General features: G+C 37.6%; 16 protein-coding genes and 1 tRNA gene. 7 read left to right on the top strand and 10 right to left on the bottom strand.

What is annotated here, in order from left to right:
* Window positions 1-91 precede the first annotated feature (91 nt).
* Together apf and C5L23_RS03150 are read right to left on the bottom strand one after the other, a co-directional pair.
* On the bottom strand, window positions 92-781 hold the full coding sequence (gene apf / locus C5L23_RS03155; protein ID WP_010007403.1) for an aggregation-promoting factor: 690 nt from the start codon (window positions 779-781) through the stop codon (window positions 92-94).
* A gap of 201 nt (window positions 782-982) precedes the next feature.
* A complete protein-coding gene (locus tag C5L23_RS03150; protein ID WP_010007405.1) occupies window positions 983-1,558 on the bottom strand; it encodes a TetR/AcrR family transcriptional regulator in 576 nt (191 codons plus the stop codon).
* 143 nt (window positions 1,559-1,701) lie between these two features.
* Between C5L23_RS03150 and C5L23_RS03145 the strand changes: the two genes are divergently transcribed.
* Window positions 1,702-2,817 carry an alpha/beta fold hydrolase gene (locus C5L23_RS03145; RefSeq protein WP_010007406.1) on the top strand — a complete coding sequence of 372 codons (1,116 nt, stop codon included), beginning with the start codon at window positions 1,702-1,704 and terminating at the stop codon, window positions 2,815-2,817.
* 51 nt (window positions 2,818-2,868) lie between these two features.
* On the opposite strand, the gene nhaC is transcribed toward C5L23_RS03145, so the two are convergent.
* A complete protein-coding gene (gene nhaC, locus C5L23_RS03140; RefSeq protein WP_133264277.1) occupies window positions 2,869-4,245 on the bottom strand; it encodes a Na+/H+ antiporter NhaC in 1,377 nt (458 codons plus the stop codon).
* Between the two features lie 482 nt (window positions 4,246-4,727).
* On the opposite strand from nhaC, the gene C5L23_RS03135 reads away from it, so the two are divergent.
* Window positions 4,728-5,630 carry a DMT family transporter gene (locus C5L23_RS03135; RefSeq protein ID WP_133264276.1) on the top strand — a complete coding sequence of 301 codons (903 nt, stop codon included), beginning with the start codon at window positions 4,728-4,730 and terminating at the stop codon, window positions 5,628-5,630.
* Between the two features lie 21 nt (window positions 5,631-5,651).
* Here the strand turns inward: C5L23_RS03135 and C5L23_RS03130 are convergent, their stop codons facing one another.
* The gene (locus C5L23_RS03130) at window positions 5,652-6,356 is read right to left on the bottom strand and encodes a B3/B4 domain-containing protein (RefSeq protein ID WP_010007412.1); all 705 of its coding nucleotides are present in this window, start codon (window positions 6,354-6,356) and stop codon (window positions 5,652-5,654) included.
* A 292-nt stretch (window positions 6,357-6,648) separates the two neighbouring features.
* Between C5L23_RS03130 and C5L23_RS03125 the strand changes: the two genes are divergently transcribed.
* On the top strand, window positions 6,649-6,969 hold the full coding sequence (locus tag C5L23_RS03125) for a DMT family transporter (protein ID WP_010007413.1): 321 nt from the start codon (window positions 6,649-6,651) through the stop codon (window positions 6,967-6,969).
* A 78-nt stretch (window positions 6,970-7,047) separates the two neighbouring features.
* Here C5L23_RS03125 and C5L23_RS03120 read toward each other — a convergent pair.
* The 4 genes from C5L23_RS03120 to C5L23_RS03105 form a co-directional block, all read right to left on the bottom strand.
* Window positions 7,048-7,121: transfer RNA gene (locus tag C5L23_RS03120), tRNA-Lys, on the bottom strand.
* Between the two features lie 72 nt (window positions 7,122-7,193).
* The gene (locus tag C5L23_RS03115) at window positions 7,194-8,093 is read right to left on the bottom strand and encodes a DegV family protein (RefSeq protein WP_010007415.1); all 900 of its coding nucleotides are present in this window, start codon (window positions 8,091-8,093) and stop codon (window positions 7,194-7,196) included.
* 34 nt (window positions 8,094-8,127) lie between these two features.
* Window positions 8,128-8,475, bottom strand: a complete 348-nt coding sequence (locus C5L23_RS03110) for a fluoride efflux transporter FluC (protein WP_010007416.1) — start codon at window positions 8,473-8,475, stop codon at window positions 8,128-8,130.
* Window positions 8,475-8,870 (bottom strand): fluoride efflux transporter FluC, encoded by a 396-nt coding sequence (locus tag C5L23_RS03105; protein ID WP_010007417.1) that lies wholly within the window; start codon window positions 8,868-8,870, stop codon window positions 8,475-8,477. Before C5L23_RS03105 ends, C5L23_RS03110 begins: the two co-directional genes overlap by 1 nt.
* A 331-nt stretch (window positions 8,871-9,201) precedes the next feature.
* Between C5L23_RS03105 and trpX the strand changes: the two genes are divergently transcribed.
* Genes trpX through C5L23_RS03090 form a run of 3 tightly spaced genes read left to right on the top strand, consistent with a single transcriptional unit; the run spans window position 9,202 to window position 11,856 of the window.
* A complete protein-coding gene (gene trpX / locus C5L23_RS03100; protein ID WP_133264275.1) occupies window positions 9,202-10,200 on the top strand; it encodes a tryptophan ABC transporter substrate-binding protein in 999 nt (332 codons plus the stop codon).
* Complete coding sequence (locus C5L23_RS03095) at window positions 10,197-11,096, top strand: ABC transporter permease (RefSeq protein ID WP_010007419.1); 900 nt, start codon at window positions 10,197-10,199, stop codon at window positions 11,094-11,096. The genes trpX and C5L23_RS03095 overlap by 4 nt, the downstream gene beginning before the upstream one ends.
* Window positions 11,089-11,856: an ABC transporter ATP-binding protein gene (locus C5L23_RS03090; RefSeq protein ID WP_010007421.1), complete on the top strand. Its 768-nt coding sequence runs from the start codon at window positions 11,089-11,091 to the stop codon at window positions 11,854-11,856. Before C5L23_RS03095 ends, C5L23_RS03090 begins: the two co-directional genes overlap by 8 nt.
* A gap of 136 nt (window positions 11,857-11,992) precedes the next feature.
* On the opposite strand, the gene C5L23_RS03085 is transcribed toward C5L23_RS03090, so the two are convergent.
* Window positions 11,993-13,192: an MFS transporter gene (locus tag C5L23_RS03085; protein ID WP_240034419.1), complete on the bottom strand. Its 1,200-nt coding sequence runs from the start codon at window positions 13,190-13,192 to the stop codon at window positions 11,993-11,995.
* 226 nt (window positions 13,193-13,418) lie between these two features.
* Between C5L23_RS03085 and zwf the strand changes: the two genes are divergently transcribed.
* Window positions 13,419-14,882, top strand: coding sequence for a glucose-6-phosphate dehydrogenase (gene zwf / locus C5L23_RS03080; protein WP_010007423.1), 1,464 nt, complete (start codon window positions 13,419-13,421; stop codon window positions 14,880-14,882).
* Between the two features lie 109 nt (window positions 14,883-14,991).
* Here zwf and C5L23_RS03075 read toward each other — a convergent pair whose 3' ends face one another.
* Window positions 14,992-17,118, bottom strand: coding sequence for an AAA family ATPase (locus C5L23_RS03075; protein WP_133264274.1), 2,127 nt, complete (start codon window positions 17,116-17,118; stop codon window positions 14,992-14,994).

Genomic DNA, 17,118 nt, shown 5'->3' with positions numbered 1-17,118 from the left:
GCGTAGATTAAAATAAACTTTAAGCCTGATTTAAATGAAAATAAAAAACTGAAGTCGATGACTTCAGTTTTTTGATTCATTATATTTAAAATTAATACCAACCATTAGCTAACCAGAAGCTCTTGGCATTTGACCATGAACCATAACGATCGCTAACGTAGCTGTCCGCAACCTTTTCTTGGTTGGCTGCAGAATAATCACCGTTTAAGTATGATGCGCTTAATTGGTATTTACCAATATATTGGCCATTACGGGCGCTATAAGAATTTGTTGATTCCTTGTTAGCAATCCATGATTTGGCTGAGGCATCACTACCTGAAACAGAACTTGAGCTTGTTGCTGTTTCTTCTGTAGATGCTGCTTGCTGTGTTGATGCAGCCTGTTGCGTTGAAGCTGCTTGCTGTGTTGATGCAGCCTGTTGCGTTGAAGCTGCTTGTTGTGTTGAAGCGACTTGCTGTGTTGAGGCTGCTTGTTGTGTTGAAGCGGCTTGCTGAACAGCAGGTGCTTGTGTTTGTGTTGTCGTTGTATTACCTGAAAGGCTAGGGATAACTAGTGTTTCACCAACGAAGATTGAGTTAATATTAGAAATGCTGTTAGCTTGTGCAATTGCTGATACACCAGCTGAAGCTTGTGCGTCACCGTAAGTTGCAGCGGCAATCTTGTTTAATGTGTCGCCAGATTTGATTGTATAGTTTGAGTCAGCAGATGCTGCGCTACCGCCTGCGATAAGTAATCCTGCAGCTGCGGCTGTTCCTAAAATAGCTTTAGTAATAATAGTCAATTTGTTTCCTCCATGTGCATATCAATAACAATGTAATGATTAATATTTTGCACGATAACTATTACAGTGACATTACCCTCATTTTTTCAAATCAAGACAAAAAGTGTATTTTTTTAAACGTTTGACATATTCTTAAACTAAATAGCTCAATTAAGTCGTCTAGATGACAGCCATAATAAGAGAACTCCTGTTCGTAATATTTTATGCGATAAACAAAATATCTTCAAACGCATTTTGTAGCTTAACAATGACATCTGTCTGCATTTTCATTGCTTGTTCTTTATCCTTTGAATTACTTATGCCAATTTTAATTGAAAATAGCGCCATTTCAGCATAACCTTTGGCAATAAATAAAATCGGATATTTCGTCTTTACGTTGCGACCAGTTAAGTATTGATATGCCTCACCATATAAAATTTGTCGTATATTTTCTTCCAAATCCATATTCAAAATATGAATCTGAAAAAGCAATTGTAACGCATAACTATTGTCCTCTAAATCATTCATTATATTCAGTATGACGACATGCGCATTGTTATCATCAATGGCTTTAAACCTGTCTTTTATCATTTTTTCGAATTTTTTTGTGTAATCATGGACCACTTGTTCTAGTAAAGCAAACTTATCTTCAAAATAAGTATAAAAAGTTGATTTACTAATTAATGCTGTTTCACATATCTCAACAACAGTAATACGCGCAAAATCTTTTTTCGCAAGCAGTTCAAGAAAAGTACGGTAAATATTATCTTTAGTTTTTATAATACGTCTATCAATCATCCTATCAAAATACTCCAATCTGTTGTTTATCATACTTTTTAACGCATACCGTTTGATAACGGACATTATGCGTTAAAAAGATGATTGTTCTATCCTCTACTTTTGCCTATTCTATAGGTATTAAAAAAAAGAGGTACTATATTATGTTCAAACATTATGTTGATAATGAGCAATTCAATTTACAAATTAACCGTTTTATAAATGATGAGTATGAAAATAATCCATCTGTTCAGCAGGACTTAAAAATGATTATACCAAACTTAACAGATACTGAAAGTTGGTACCAACTGTGGTTAGAACGTGCGCAATACCGTGAAAAATTAAATGATGACGCAATCGCCGCCACTTATTATCAAGCAGCTGAATTTTACTTGGATCAACAAGATCCTAGATCAGAAGCAGCATATCAAAAATATCGTGATTTATTCTATCGTTCATACAAAGATTTTAAATATGAAAGTTATCAAGTGCCATATGAGGACCATTATCTTCCGGTAACAAAATTAATTAATCCTAACGCTACCAAAAATTTAATTATGTTTGCAGGTTATGATTCCTACATGGAAGAAATGATTAAATCTGCTAAATATCTAAAAGGCATTGATTATAATATTTATGTTCTGGACGGTCCAGGACAAGGTACGGCATTACGTAATGGTCTTCATCTCATTCACAACTGGGAAAAACCTATATCGACAATCATTGACTATTTTGATTTTAATAAGGTTAGTGTCATTGGTGTGTCATTAGGTGGCTACCTCGTCATGCGGGCCGCAGCATTTGATAAACGTATCGATAAAATTGTTGCTTTTGACATATTCTATAGTATTATGGATACCTTAACAATGCGTATGCCCCAAGACTTAACTGCCAAAATTAACATGTTACTTGACTCACACCAGGCAATTGAAGTTAATGAACTTTTTCAAAATCTAATGGATCAAAATATTGATTTAAAATGGAAAATAAACAAAGGTATGGAAAATACAGGTACGTCGTCACCTTATGATTTACTGATTTCTTTTAAAAAATATACTGTAAAAAACATACTATCACTTGTAAATCAAGAAGTTCTATTATTAGCAGGAGAAAATGATCAATATGTGCCTAGTTCACGCCTAGTCGATATTGAAAAAGGACTCATAAATGCCGGTAAAGTATCATCCATTCTATTCTCTAAAGAAAGTGGCGGTGACCAGCATTGTCAGGCTGGGCATCGTGAGTTAGGATTTAATGCCATCAAATCATTCTTAGCCTAAAAGTAATTAAAAAAGTATTCCTCATCAAAAATAATGAGGAATACTTTTTAATTACTTCTTTTCTTGATAATGAATACCGATGCCTGTAAATCCACTCAACGCAGAAAACAACGGTGATAATAGGCTAAAGAATACAAACGGCAAGTAATCCATTGTCGCAACATGGAATGTCCCTGCCACAAAACTACCAGCAACCCCCCAAGGTATGAGGTAATTAATAACTGTTCCACCATCCTCTAGCACACGGCCCAAGACAACTGGTTTCAAACGGTGCAAATCATAAACTGGTTTAAAGGCATTCCCTGGTAAAATAACCGACAAGAATTGTTCACCAACGAAAATATTAACACCAATAGCCGAGAATAGTGTTACCAATACTAATGAACCTGTTCGCTCTAGCTTTTGAGCTAAAACTGTCATTAATGGTGAAATTAATTCTAACTTCATTAATATGCCACCCAATGATAAGGTTACAATAATTAGTGCGACTGTTGGCATCATACTTTCAATACCACCACGTGATAATAGAATATTGACTTCTTCATTACCTGTGTGCGCTACATATCCATGCTCAAGCACTTTAGCAATTTCAATGATATTAAAGTGATCATTCTGAATAGCCATAATCACAATTGTTAATAAAATATTGAGTAAAATAGTGAAAATAGCTGGAATTTTTCGCCAAGCACAAAGGAACATGAAGAGAATTGGAATCACAGCTAACCATGAAATGTTGAAATTTGTCATCAAAATAGATTTAACATGTTCAATTTGATCGATTGTGGCATTACTATTCGTTAGTCCAAAGAACGTAAACAATATCAAAGAAATAATAAATGCTGGTACAGTTGACCACATCAAATTTTTAATATGTTCAAACAAATCAGCACCAACTACTGCTGATGCTAAATTAGTAGATTCTGACAATGGCGACATTTTATCACCAAATACCGCTCCTGATACGATTGCACCAACAATTAAAGGTTGGCTCAATCCTAATGATGTCCCAATACCAAAAAATGCAATCCCAATCGTTGACATAACAGTGAACGCACTACCAATCGCACTACCAACAACAGCACAGACAATGAAGACCGACGGCACAAAGAACTTAACACTCAAAATATCAAAACCAAAAACCATTAATGAAGGAATAATACCAGCTTTAATCCAGACAGCAATCAAGGCACCGACTAAAATAAAGATAAAAATTGGAATAATACCCGGCTTCACACCCGCCATAATCCCTTCATTCAGCATTGATAACGGGTAGCGTTTTACAAAAGCGTAAATCATGGTAATGACCACGGCAAAGAGTACCGCGATAACTGGTGACAAATGCAATCCAATAACCGACACAGCAATACATGTAATAATAATGCCCAGTATTATAGTAGATTCAATTAAATTATGTTTTTTTTGCATCATATTATTTTCCTATCGTTTTAAAATGACTCAATATAGCCTAACTATTACTACAATGAATAATAATATCGGCAAATACCGCCACAACCATGGTAAAATTCTTGAATTGTCATGCGTACTACTCATTTCCTTTCAAAATAAAAAGCCCTTAGCATTAAGTAAGCTAAGGGCGAATTGATCCACGGTACCACCTTATTTTAAAGACAAATGTCTTTCTCAAAAATATTGAATTGTTAAAGTTTATTTTAGTGTAATTCGATGATTAAATCTGATCGGTTCGCAGTGCCCACCGATTTCCTGATACTCAAAATATTAATCTCTACTAATCCAAAACGTTCGTATGCTTATTCTAACATCAAACGCAACAATTGCAAACTCTTAATTTACTAGACAATGCGACTAGCGCATATTAAATAATGGATACAACATGACAATGATATGTAAAATATAGTATATTTTACATATTAATTCTTGGGAGTAAAGGTATGGAAAAAAGAAAATTAGGTTTGGGTCTAGCAGCAGCTGGCCCCGTTTTATGGGGAAGTTCTGGTACAGTTGCACAAAATCTTTTTGATCATCATGATATTTCACCAACTTGGTTAGTCGCTATTAGAATGATTTTCGCGGGATTTTTATTGCTTGTTTATGGGGCAACACAACATCAAGATATATTAGCCGTTTTCAAAAACAAGCACGATAGTTTTAAACTACTCCTATTTACATTATTTGGTATGACCGCTGTACAGTTAACCTACTTTATGGCAATTAGTACAGGAAACGCTGCAACGGCAACCATCTTACAGTATCTTTCACCAATCATGATCATTCTTTATCTGGCCATTAAAGATTGGGTATTGCCAAGTCGTATCGATGCTTTATCAGTGATCATTGCTATCATCGGTACTGCCCTCATTGTTACGCAAGGTAATTTCCAATCACTGGCACTTCCATTGCCTGCCATTATTTGGGGAATTTTAGCTGCCGTAGGTGCGGCTGTTTACACTTTAATGCCACAGCAATTGTTACGACGCTACGGTGCTATCGCAGTTGTTGGGTGGTCCATGTTTTTGGGCGGTATTATAACCGGTATTTATTATCGCGTCTGGGAAGCAACACCATCAATGAATTTGAGTGCCTTTATTCAAATTCTCTTTGTCATTATTTTTGGTACAATGTTAGCTTATCTCTTTTTTTTACAGAGTCTCGAATATATATTACCAACAACCGCTAGTGTTCTCGGGGCAATTGAACCAATGTCTGCTGCCATTTTAAGCTTTTTATTTCTCCATGTTTCGTTTAACCTTTATGGCATTATTGGTATTCTGTTTGTCATCAGTGTGACCTTTTTACAATTCATTTACGCACAAAAAATGACACAAACAAATTAAACGAACATTCATTAAACTGGCTTAATCTTTTGATGTGTGTTGCTCTAAGTAAAACACATCACCCGTAACACCCAACATTTGTTCAATATGCTCTTTTAATTGGTCCATTGCCGGTGCCAATCGTTGTTGCTGTTCATCGTTAATGGCTTCCATTACTAAGATGGCATCCGTTGTTGCTTCGGTAAGCATTGTCCTTTGGGCATCACGCCAATTTAGGCAACGGCAAATCGCACCGGTTTGATCATAATAAATCACTTCACCATTTAATGCAGGTTGATCTTCATCCTCACCTAATGGTCTAAACGATTCACCGCCTTCAGCAATACCTAAGCGCATCGTACCATCTATTTTGTTTAAGTCTTCACCACCACATGGCATGGCAAAAGATAAAGAAACACTATTATAGATATCCACTAAAGGATTAATTGATTGTAACGCATTTCCTTGATCAATCCGCTTTAAAAGTGCCTCAATCGAAGAACGCGCACCCTTCTTCTTTTTAAATTGTGTAAATGCTGTTCGCCATTGACTAATCACTGCATTATCACGGAAAACATCTTCTACCAAAAATTGGCGTGACTTCTCTGCTGATGCATCTAATAGTTCCTGAAAATGATTTGTCTGCTCTGCTTTGACATGATTATCAATACCGTGAACAGTCAGTACACCAATTTTGGCATCTGGAAATAGTTGCCAAAAACCTTCATCTACATTAATTGTTGTCATATTGTCATCCTTCTTATATGTATCTTGGTTGTCAACAAGTTATAATCACAAAATTATGACCAGTTGTTTATGATTATAGGCTATAATCGTTCATTCTATCAATACTTGATATAATGCTTACCTATTTCATTACTACTTAATCATAAATCACTTAACACCTTGACTCATGTACGTTAATTTGTAACAATGGATTTAATATTTAACACCACCGGGTGTCATAGCATTTGTATAGCTCATTAGGTCAATGAAGAGCTGTATAGGTGCTTTTTATTTTATTTAAGGAGATTATACAATGACTTGGATATATTTAATCATTGCAGGTATTTTTGAAGTTGTCTGGGCAACTACTATGAAATTGAGCCATGGTTTTACTAATACTATGTTTACCCTTGCAACACTGGTTGGCATGATTTTAAGTTTTGGTTTTTTGGCATTAGCAATCAAACATTTACCATTAGGTATTGCTTATCCTATTTGGACTGGTATTGGTGCCGTTGGTTCAATTATAGTTGGCATCATCTTTTTTAAGGACCAAATTCCATCTATCACTTGGCTTTTCATTACGCTACTCATTATTGGTATCATTGGGATTAAAGTCACAACCGGTCATTAATCGACATGCAAAAAAGAGCTGTTCCGAAGAACAGCTCTTTTTTATGGAATATCCCAAAGGTCGCCAACTTTACGTCAGTGCTCCCACTAGGACTCGAACCTAGGACCTTGGGATTAAAAATCCCCTACTCTAACCAACTGAGTTATGGGAGCAATCTCTTGTGCCTTAGCACATTTATATATAATACGCCTTTTATAAAAAAATGCAAGCAGTTTTTATACTTTTTATGAATTAATTGTTGTTGTACGAACTAAATCTTGCCAATCATGTTCCCAAACAACGGCAATTGCGCCAGCACCAGTATGAACCGCGATTGAAGGTGCCATAGCACTACGTTCAAATTGGATGGTTGGGTACTCTTTTTGTAGTTCTGCTTGCCATTTATCACCAAGTTTTTGGTTATTCGCATCAATTACTGTAATACGAACCGGATAGGCTACGGTACTCAACGCTTCGGTAAGTGCTAGTTTAATTTCTTTCAGCGCCCCGCTCATTTTACGTGACTTCCCTACTGCCGCAATTTTACCATCTAGCACCAAATTAATAGATAGAATTGGTTTAATATTGAGCAAACCACCAATTAAGGCCTGTCCCGTACTAATTCTACCAGTACGTTGTAAATGGGAAATATCATTTACTGCAAAACGCACACCCATGGTTTGTCTCAATTGGTTTAATGCAGCCATAATGCGTTCTGCATCAACACCTTGATCAGCCAATGTTGCTGCTAATAAGGCTTGGTGTCCAGCAGCAATAACTGTGATGCGCGAATCCCATGTATAAACAGCCATCCCCTCATAACTGGCAGCAACATTCGTCACTGTTTGGTAACTACCAGATATACCTGACGATAGCGTCATCAAAATAGCAGTATCATAGCCTATTGCTTTGGCTTGATTTAAAGCTTCAATCCACTCACCTGGTGATGGTTGAGAAGTGGCCGGTAGATCTTTCTTTTCATCGATAAGTTTAATTAAAGCAGCAACATCTTGAATATCGCTTTCTTCGCGATAAGCTTCATCACCAAAAATAATAGGCAAGCTCACTTGCATAATATGATAACGATTGCGTTTTTCTAACGGAATAGCAAATGAGCTATCAACGATAATGGCGATTTTTGACATATTATTATATTTCTCCTAAATTAACATATTTCTTTTATCGCAAAATAAAATGGCTGAATAACAATCCTAAAGCTAAGCTGAAACATCCGCAAATTGTTTGCAATAGTAAGTAGCCAATTTGCCGTCGTAGACGCTTTTGAGCACTCTGCGTCATCATGGTACTAAATGTTGTAAAGCCACCTAAAAAGCCGGTAATCAGGATTTCGCGCCAAAAAGAGGCATGCACCTGTGTTAGGACTATTCCCAAAATAAAAGCACCGATAATATTAACCACGAAAACTGCCGTAAAATATTGAAAATGCGGTGGCCACCAGGTCATCACGGCAAATCTTAGCATCGAGGCAATGCCCGCACCTAATGCAATCCAAAGTAATGTCATCATTATGTCCTATTCACAATTCTTCTCGCAAACAAACGTCCCCAAACAACCATTAACATACCGCCGACTATTGTCATCACTAAATATAGTACGGCTTCCTCTGGTTCATCCATTAACAACTCATAGCTCTGTAAAATAAGCGCACTGAATGTCGTAAAGCCACCAATAACGCCTGTTCCAATAAATGATTGCCAATGGCTTAATCGACTATCCGTCAATAATAAGTATTCACCCAACATTGCCAAACAAAAAGTGCCGAGTAAATTAATAAAAGTAATCATGATTGGCCAATGACCAATATGCGGTATTAATTGTAGTAAATAACGTAAACTACCACCAATGGCTCCACCCAAACCAATAATTAATAATTTAATTATAAAATCACTTTGTTTTTGCATACTTTATATTCTAACAATTTTAAAGTTATTTGCCAAAAATAGTCTTGACATTTAACATATTTCTTAGTATTCTTAACCTATTCAGAAAACTTGGAGTAATATAATGCACAATTTATTATTAATTTCTAATAAAGCCTGGTGGCGTCGGTAAAACAGCTTGTTCTTAAAAGGATAAAGCTGGCGGATTTCAGTTTTATCCATACCGACTATTTTGTGTATAACTCAAAGTCTGTATGGTAATGACCATACAGACTTTTCTTTTGACCTTGAATTGTCCTGTATGGCAAATCAAGGTCATTTTTAATTGAAATAATATTCTAGGAGAAACATTATGAATAAACGACTAATGAGTGTAATAAGCATTATTGTAATCTTCTTGGCAATTGCTTTTGTCACAACTAATCGTACACAAAAAAATAAACAACAAGTACCAACGGTTGGTATTTTACAACTGGTCACCCACCCCGCACTCGATCAAATTAACAAAGGCGTAGTTGCTGGTTTGAAATCAGAAGGTTTTGTTAATGGTAAAACCGTTAAGATTGATTATCAAAATGCGCAGGCTGATCAAAGTAACTTAAAAACCATGGCCGAGAAATTTGCTAATGAGAACGCTGATATCACGGTCGGTATCGCGACGCCTGCTGCTCAGTCACTTGCTAAATCTGCTAATGGCCAAAATCCTGTCATTCTAGCTGGTATCACTGATCCAGTAGGTGGCGGACTCGTCAAATCTAATAACCGTCCCGGCGGTAATATTACAGGTACTTCTGGTGAATCACCCCTTGCCTCTCACCTTAACTTAATTAAGCGTGTTGTACCGAATGCTAAAAAACTGGGCATTATCTATACCTCCTCAGATCATGGTGGTGAATATAATGCTAAAAAAATGCAAGCTCTTGCCCAAAAAGCTGGCTACGATGTGCATATGTACACTATTTCAACCACCAATGACATGCAGCAAATTGCCGAAACAATGGCTAATCAAGTAGATGCTGTCTATGCACCACAAGATAATGGTGTGGCGTCAGCAATGAAGACATTAGTTGGCGTAACAAATAAGGAAAAGGTACCCGTCTTCCCTGCTGTTAACACAATGGTCAAAGATGGTGGTCTTGCAACTGTCTCAGTTAATCAATTTGAACTGGGTAAAGCTTCTGGTATTATGGCCGGACGCGTTCTTAAAGGTAAGAACCCAGCCACCTATCCCATTAAGTTTATTACCAAAGGGGATATGACAATTAATACTTCAACTGCTAAAACACTAGGCATCACCTTACCCGACGACATTGTGCGTGAAGCTGAAAATAAAGGAGAAATTTACAAATGAGTATGATTGTTTCCAGTATTGGTCAAGGCCTCTTATGGGCTGTCTTAGGTGTCGCTCTCTTCTTGACTTTCCGTATATTAAATTTTCCAGATATGACAGTTGAAGGTTCTTTTCCACTTGGTGCCGCAACAGCCGTCACTTTAATTAGTCATAATGTTTCACCAATTTTAGCCACGATCATTGCCTTTGGTGTTGGTGCCTTGGCTGGTTTAGCGACAGGGTTACTTTATACAAAAGGTAAAATCCCAATTTTACTAGCCGGAATTCTTGTTATGACTGCTTCTTTGTCTATTAACTTACGTATTATGGGATCAGCCAACATTTCCTTGTTGGGTAAAGATACTCTCTTTTCTGCCCATTTCTTGTCAACACTACCTAAATATTTTGACTCTGTCTTGGTTGGCTTTATTATTATCAGTGTTATTACTGCATTACTTGTCATTTTTCTACAAACAGAAATTGGTCAAGCGTTCATCGCAACTGGTGATAATCCAACAATGGCACAATCTATTGGTATTCGTACAGATCGCATGACTATCATGGGCTTAATGATATCTAATGGTTTGATTGCCTTTGGTGGCGCTGTCATTGCCCAAAATAATGGATACGCTGATATTAACATGGGTATTGGTATTATTGTCATTGCCCTTGCTTCAATTATTATCGGCGAAGTCGTTTTCGGCGAATTGACGCTAACAGAACGTCTCATCGCTGTTGTTGTTGGTTCCATTTTATACCGCCTTGTATTATTAGCTGTCTTAAGACTTGGTTTTTCAACCAACGATCTCAATTTATTGTCAGCCATCGTCTTAGCGATTGCCATGATGTTACCGCAAATCAGCAAAGCACTAAAGTTGGATAAAGTAATTAAGAAAGGATTGGCTAACCATGACTGAACCCGTATTTAGACTTCAAGATGTTGATGTTACTGTAAAGCAAGGTACATTAGCTGCAACTAAAATATTAAAAGGTATTAATTTTGATATATATGAAGGTGATTTTATCACTGTATTGGGAACAAACGGTGCTGGTAAATCCACTTTATTCAATGCTATCGCTGGCAATCTCCAATTGAGTCACGGCCACATCTTGCACCACGGTACTGACATCACACAAAAAAGTCCAGTTGAACGAACAGATTACATTGCGCGCGTTTTTCAAGACCCTAAGATGGGTACTGCCCCTCGTATGACTGTTGCAGAAAACCTGTTGCTTGCCGAAAAGCGAGGCGCAAAACGACGCTTACGCGGACGTAATCTATCTAAAGAAAAATTAGCGCAATATCGTGAATTAACGCAAACAATGGGGAATAACCTCGATACCCGTTTACAAACAGCCACTGGCAATCTATCCGGTGGACAAAGACAAGCCCTAAGCTTCTTAATGGCAACGCTTGTTAAACCAGAATTATTGTTATTAGATGAACATACTGCTGCTTTAGATCCTAAAACTTCCGAACAACTGATGACAACAACTAATCAGCAAGTCACACAAAATCAGTTAACCGCCCTTATGATTACGCACAATTTAGCTGATGCGCTAAAATACGGTAACCGTTTAATTGTTTTGAATGCTGGAGACATCGTGCTGGATGTTCGTAATGAAGAAAAAGCAAAATTATCCGAAGAACAATTACTCAAATATTTTATTGCATAACAACAAATAAGATGGTATTGTTTCCCATCTTCAAAGACCACTTTTTAGATCAAACAGGTAATATTTCTTTTGAAAAAGCTTTTGAAAAAGCTGTCACGTAAAATTTAGTTTGTTCGTTTTTTAATAAAAAGCATACTTAGGTATGCTTTTTATTTTGCTTAAAGGTCATCATAAACAAACCACCACTAATCAGAATCATCATGATAAACACTGACAAAAAAAGAGCCCTCATCCAACCTCGGTCCATCATAAATCCTGAATATAGCGGACCAACCACGCGTCCTGAACTAATCATCATTGTCACAAAACCTTGTGCCTGCCCAGCAACCGACTGTGGCGTCATTTGAGCAACCCACGCTGGAACTTGTGGACTTTGCAACATTTCACCCACAGTTAATAGTTCAAATACAATCACAATTTGCCAAAAATCTCGAACAAAAATTAAAAAGAAAAAACTAGAAGCAAAAATGACGCTCCCAATCAAAATGGATACTTCATAGCGATGTTTATTAGCCCAATTAGAAATAACTCTTTGGAACAAAATAATCGTAATGCCGTTAATCATCCATAAATCCGCATAATTTCTTGTCGGCATCCCCAATGTCTTCATATGTGGTGCCATCACTGTCTCCCATAAGATATACGACAAGTAAGTAATAAATAGTAAGGCACCAATGGCAATTAATAACGGTGTGAGTTGCAATTTCTTTGGTGTGAGATTTGTATGACGATCAGTACGTACAACAGGAACTGTTGGTATATCAACGCTCACATTGAACTTAAAAAAGACAACCAACCACAATAGTAAATAAATAAAGCTCGAAATGATCATTAGTAGATAAAAACCATAGTCAAAAAGGTAACCCACAACTAATGTACCTAAAACCATCCCTACATTTAATACGATATACAGATTATTAAAAACAACACGCGTCTTTTCAGATCGAATCGTTGTTGCATAAGCATTAACTAAAGTTAATTCGATTCCCATACCAAAATTCGCAACCCATATTAAAATCGCAAACATTGGCCAGCCATTCCAAAAAATCAGGCTTGCGACAGCCAAAAAAATAATAGCAATCGTTACTAGTAACGCCTTATAAGGTTGCCAGTGATCAAATAATTGCCCACCAATGAAAGAACCAAAGACGCTTATCATTGATCCTATCATCAAAACAAGACCTGCAGTCATAAAACTTTGATGTAGCTGGCCTGTCATATATAGGGTAGATACCGGCCATATCATTGAATTACCGATATTAGATAGCAATGTTCCAATAAGTAACCATTTTTCATCTAATGTGTGATTGACCATCTGCTTTTGTTCAATATGCATAAATCCTCCAAAACTTTAATTAGTATAGCATGAAAAAGGATTCGCTCAGCCTAGCACCATAAAAGTATGGTTTGACGTCCAAATGTACCCCTAACCCTTCTGATTTATACAAGCTTTGACATAAATTACGCCTTACAATGATGTAACCGTTTTATTCTCGTTGTTCAACAGTGAACATTTGCGTTATACTAGTACATGAAAACGATAAACTTTTAAGGGGAACATCATGGTTTCAGAAATTAAAACTTTGGTAACTTTCTTTGGTGGTACTGGTGATTTAGCAAAGCGTAAGCTTTACCCATCAGTCTTTAACCTTTATAAAAAAGGCTACCTACAAGAACACTTTGCCATTGTCGGTACAGCACGTCAGGATTTAAGCGATGCTGAATTTAAGCAATTAGTTCGTGAATCTATCGCAGACTTTACTGAAGATCAGGCACAAGCAGAAGCCTTCATCGAGCATTTTTCATATCGTGCACACGATGTAACCGATGCCGCATCATATAATGTCTTAAAGCTCGCGATTGAAGAAGCAGCACAAAAGTTTGACATTGAAGGCAATCGTATTTTCTATATGTCTGTTGCACCACGTTTCTTTGGTACAATTGCACAATATCTGAAATCAGAAGGATTGTTAGCCACAACTGGTTATAACCGTTTGATGATTGAAAAGCCATTTGGTACATCATACGCAACCGCCGAAGCACTACAAAACGATTTGGAAGATGCTTTCGATGATAACCAACTATTCCGTATCGATCACTACTTAGGTAAGGAAATGGTTCAAAATATTGCGGCGCTACGTTTTGGAAACCCAATTTTTGATGCTGCTTGGAACAAAGATTACATCAAAAACGTACAAGTAACCCTTTCAGAAGTACTTGGTGTTGAAGAACGTGCTGGTTATTATGATACTGCTGGTGCCCTACTTGATATGATTCAAAACCATACAATGCAAATTGTTGGTTGGCTAGCAATGGAAAAGCCAGAATCATTTAATGACACAGATATCCGTGCTGCAAAAAATGCTGCCTTTAATGCTTTGAAAATCTATGACGAAGCAGAAGTTAACAAGTACTTTGTGCGTGCACAATATGGTGCTGGTGATTCTGCTGACTTTTTGCCTTACTTAGAAGAAAAAGATGTCCCTGCTGATTCAAAGAATAACACCTTTATCGCCGGTGAATTACAGTTTGATCTACCGCGTTGGGAAGGTGTGCCTTTCTACGTCCGTTCAGGAAAGCGTTTAGCTGCCAAGCAAACACGTGTTGATATCGTCTTCAAGGCTGGTAAATTCAACTTTGGTTCAGCCACACCTGCACAAGAATCTGTTTTGTCTATTTTGATTGATCCAAAGGGTGGCGTTCAATTCACAGTTAATGCCAAGCGTGTATCAGACGCCTTTGATACACGAACAATTGACTTAGGTTGGCAAGCATCTGCCGAAGATAAGCAAAACACACCAGAACCTTACGAACGTATGATTCATGATGCTATGGACGGTAATGGTTCTAACTTCGCAGATTGGAACGGTGTTGCAACTGCATGGCGTTTCGTTGATGCTATCTCAGCCGTTTATACAGCTGATAAGGCACCACTTGAAACTTACAAGTCAGGTTCAATGGGACCAGATGCATCTGACCAACTACTTGCTGCTAACGGCGATAAGTGGTTCTACACTGGTCAATAATTTATTACCTACTACAAAAACGTTGATTCTCAATTGAATCAACGTTTTTTATTGACTTTATATCATAAAAAAACGGTAGCATCAAATGATGCCACCGTTTATTTTGTCATTAATCCATTACTGCACTAATCATAATCTTGCCGTCCACAAGGTCCGCTTGTAGCTGCTTCTCGCCAGGATTATCCAAGTAGAAATCCGTCACCTGATCACGAATTTGTTGCTCGATCACACGACGTAACGGCCGTGCACCAAGCGCTTCATCGTAGCCAAGTTCAATCAATTCATTTTTGGCTGCATCGCTGACGGTTAACGTTAGCGATTTTTTGGCTAAGGTCTTATTGACATCGTCTAACATCAAATCAACAATCTGCTTCAAATCATCCTTTGATAAGGCGCTAAATTCAATCACGCCATTAAATCGGTTCAAAAACTCTGGACGGAAGTAAGGAGCTAATCGGTCCATCAATGCCATATCATCATTGTCATGACCAAATCCTGCGTTAGATGTTGCAATCACAACAGTGTTCTTAAAGTTAACCACATTACCCTGACCATCTGTTAAACGACCATCATCCATTACTTGTAGTAATAAGGTCAACACTTGTGGATTAGCTTTTTCAATCTCATCCAACAAAACAATGGAGTATGGATTACGGCGAACACGCTCAGTTAACGTATTACTGTTATCGTCATAGCCCACATAGCCAGCCGTCGTACCAATCAGCTTCGATACCGCCGTCAAATCGGAATACTCACTCATATCTAAACGAATGATATTATCTTTTGACCCAAACATATCCAAAGCTAACTGCTTAGCTAACTCAGTCTTACCAACACCTGTTGGTCCTACAAATAAGAATGAACCAATTGGTCGGTTTCCTTCATCAAATCCTGCACGATTACGACGGATAGCTCGCGCAACCATTTTGACTGCTTCTTCTTGACCAATTACCTTACCTGACAACCGATCACCGATTGTCTTTAAGCGTTCAATATCAGAAGCACCCATTTGTGATACCGGAATACCCGTTAAGCGTTCCACTGCTTCAGCAACATCATTTGGCGTTGCTTTCACATTGACATCCTTGTCTGAATGCTCAAGCTTTTTTTGAATTGCTTCAATATCTTGCTTTGCTTTTAATGCTGTTTCGAAGTCCTCTTCTTGTACGGCTTGATCTTGCTTTACTTTGGCTTCATCTAATTGCTTTTGTAGTGAAACAGCATCTGAGGCTGGATACTTTGCGCTTAGATGTGCAGCAGTGACATCCAACAAATCAATTGCCTTATCAGGTAATGAACGTTGTGGAATATACTGTACGGCGTAGTCTACTGCTGCCTTCAAGACATCGTCTGGTAGTTCCACATGATGATGCTTCTCATACAACTTGGCAATCCCCTTCAAGATAAGTAATGTATCTTGTGGACTTGGGGCATTAACTTGCACTTCGTTAAATCGCCGTGCCAAAGCCGCATTCTTCATAATCGTATTACGATATTCATCCTGGGTTGTAGCACCAATCAATGAAATTTCACCACGACTTAATGCTGGCTTAATAATATCAGCCAAACCCTTACCACCATCTTCGCCGCCAGTAGAACCTGCACCTAATATTTGATGAATTTCATCAAAGAATAAGATAATGTTACCAGCAGTCTTAACTTCTTTTAATAAGTTTTGAATATTTTCTTCAAAAGCACCTCGGAATTGGGTTCCTGCCTCCAATGAAGAAATATCAATTGAATAAATCACCTTGTCTTTAATTGCAGCTGGGACATCGCCATTCACAATGGCTTGTGCTAAGCCTTCGACAACAGCTGTTTTACCAACACCGGCATCACCAACGAGCACCGGATTATTCTTAGTACGACGGCTCAAAATTTCTGCTGTTTCCTGAATCTCTTTATTACGGCCGATTACGGGATCCAATAAACCATCACGTGCTTCTTGTGTCAAGTTACGACCCAATTTAGCTAACATACCTTCTTGTGCCGGTCCTTGTGGTTGTTGGGCAATCGGACGCCCATTACCTGCTACTGGTCTTGGTTGACCAGTTACACCAGAATTACCGGGTAACTGACCGTTTTGTCGATAAGCCATAAATTCTTCAGGTGTCACTTCACGACCATTAATTAAGTAACGACGCTCAGAATTCATCCCATTCATGTTGCCCATCATATTGTTAAAAATATCATTCATGTCTGATCCAAATGGATCGTTAAAAAAGTTATTTGCCAT

The sequence above is a fragment of the Leuconostoc fallax genome (assembly GCF_004354645.1).
Classification (GTDB): Bacteria; Bacillota; Bacilli; order Lactobacillales; family Lactobacillaceae; genus Leuconostoc_B; species Leuconostoc_B fallax.
Note: the sequence above shows the minus strand (reverse complement) of the source record. Positions and strands in the feature narration are given on the sequence as shown.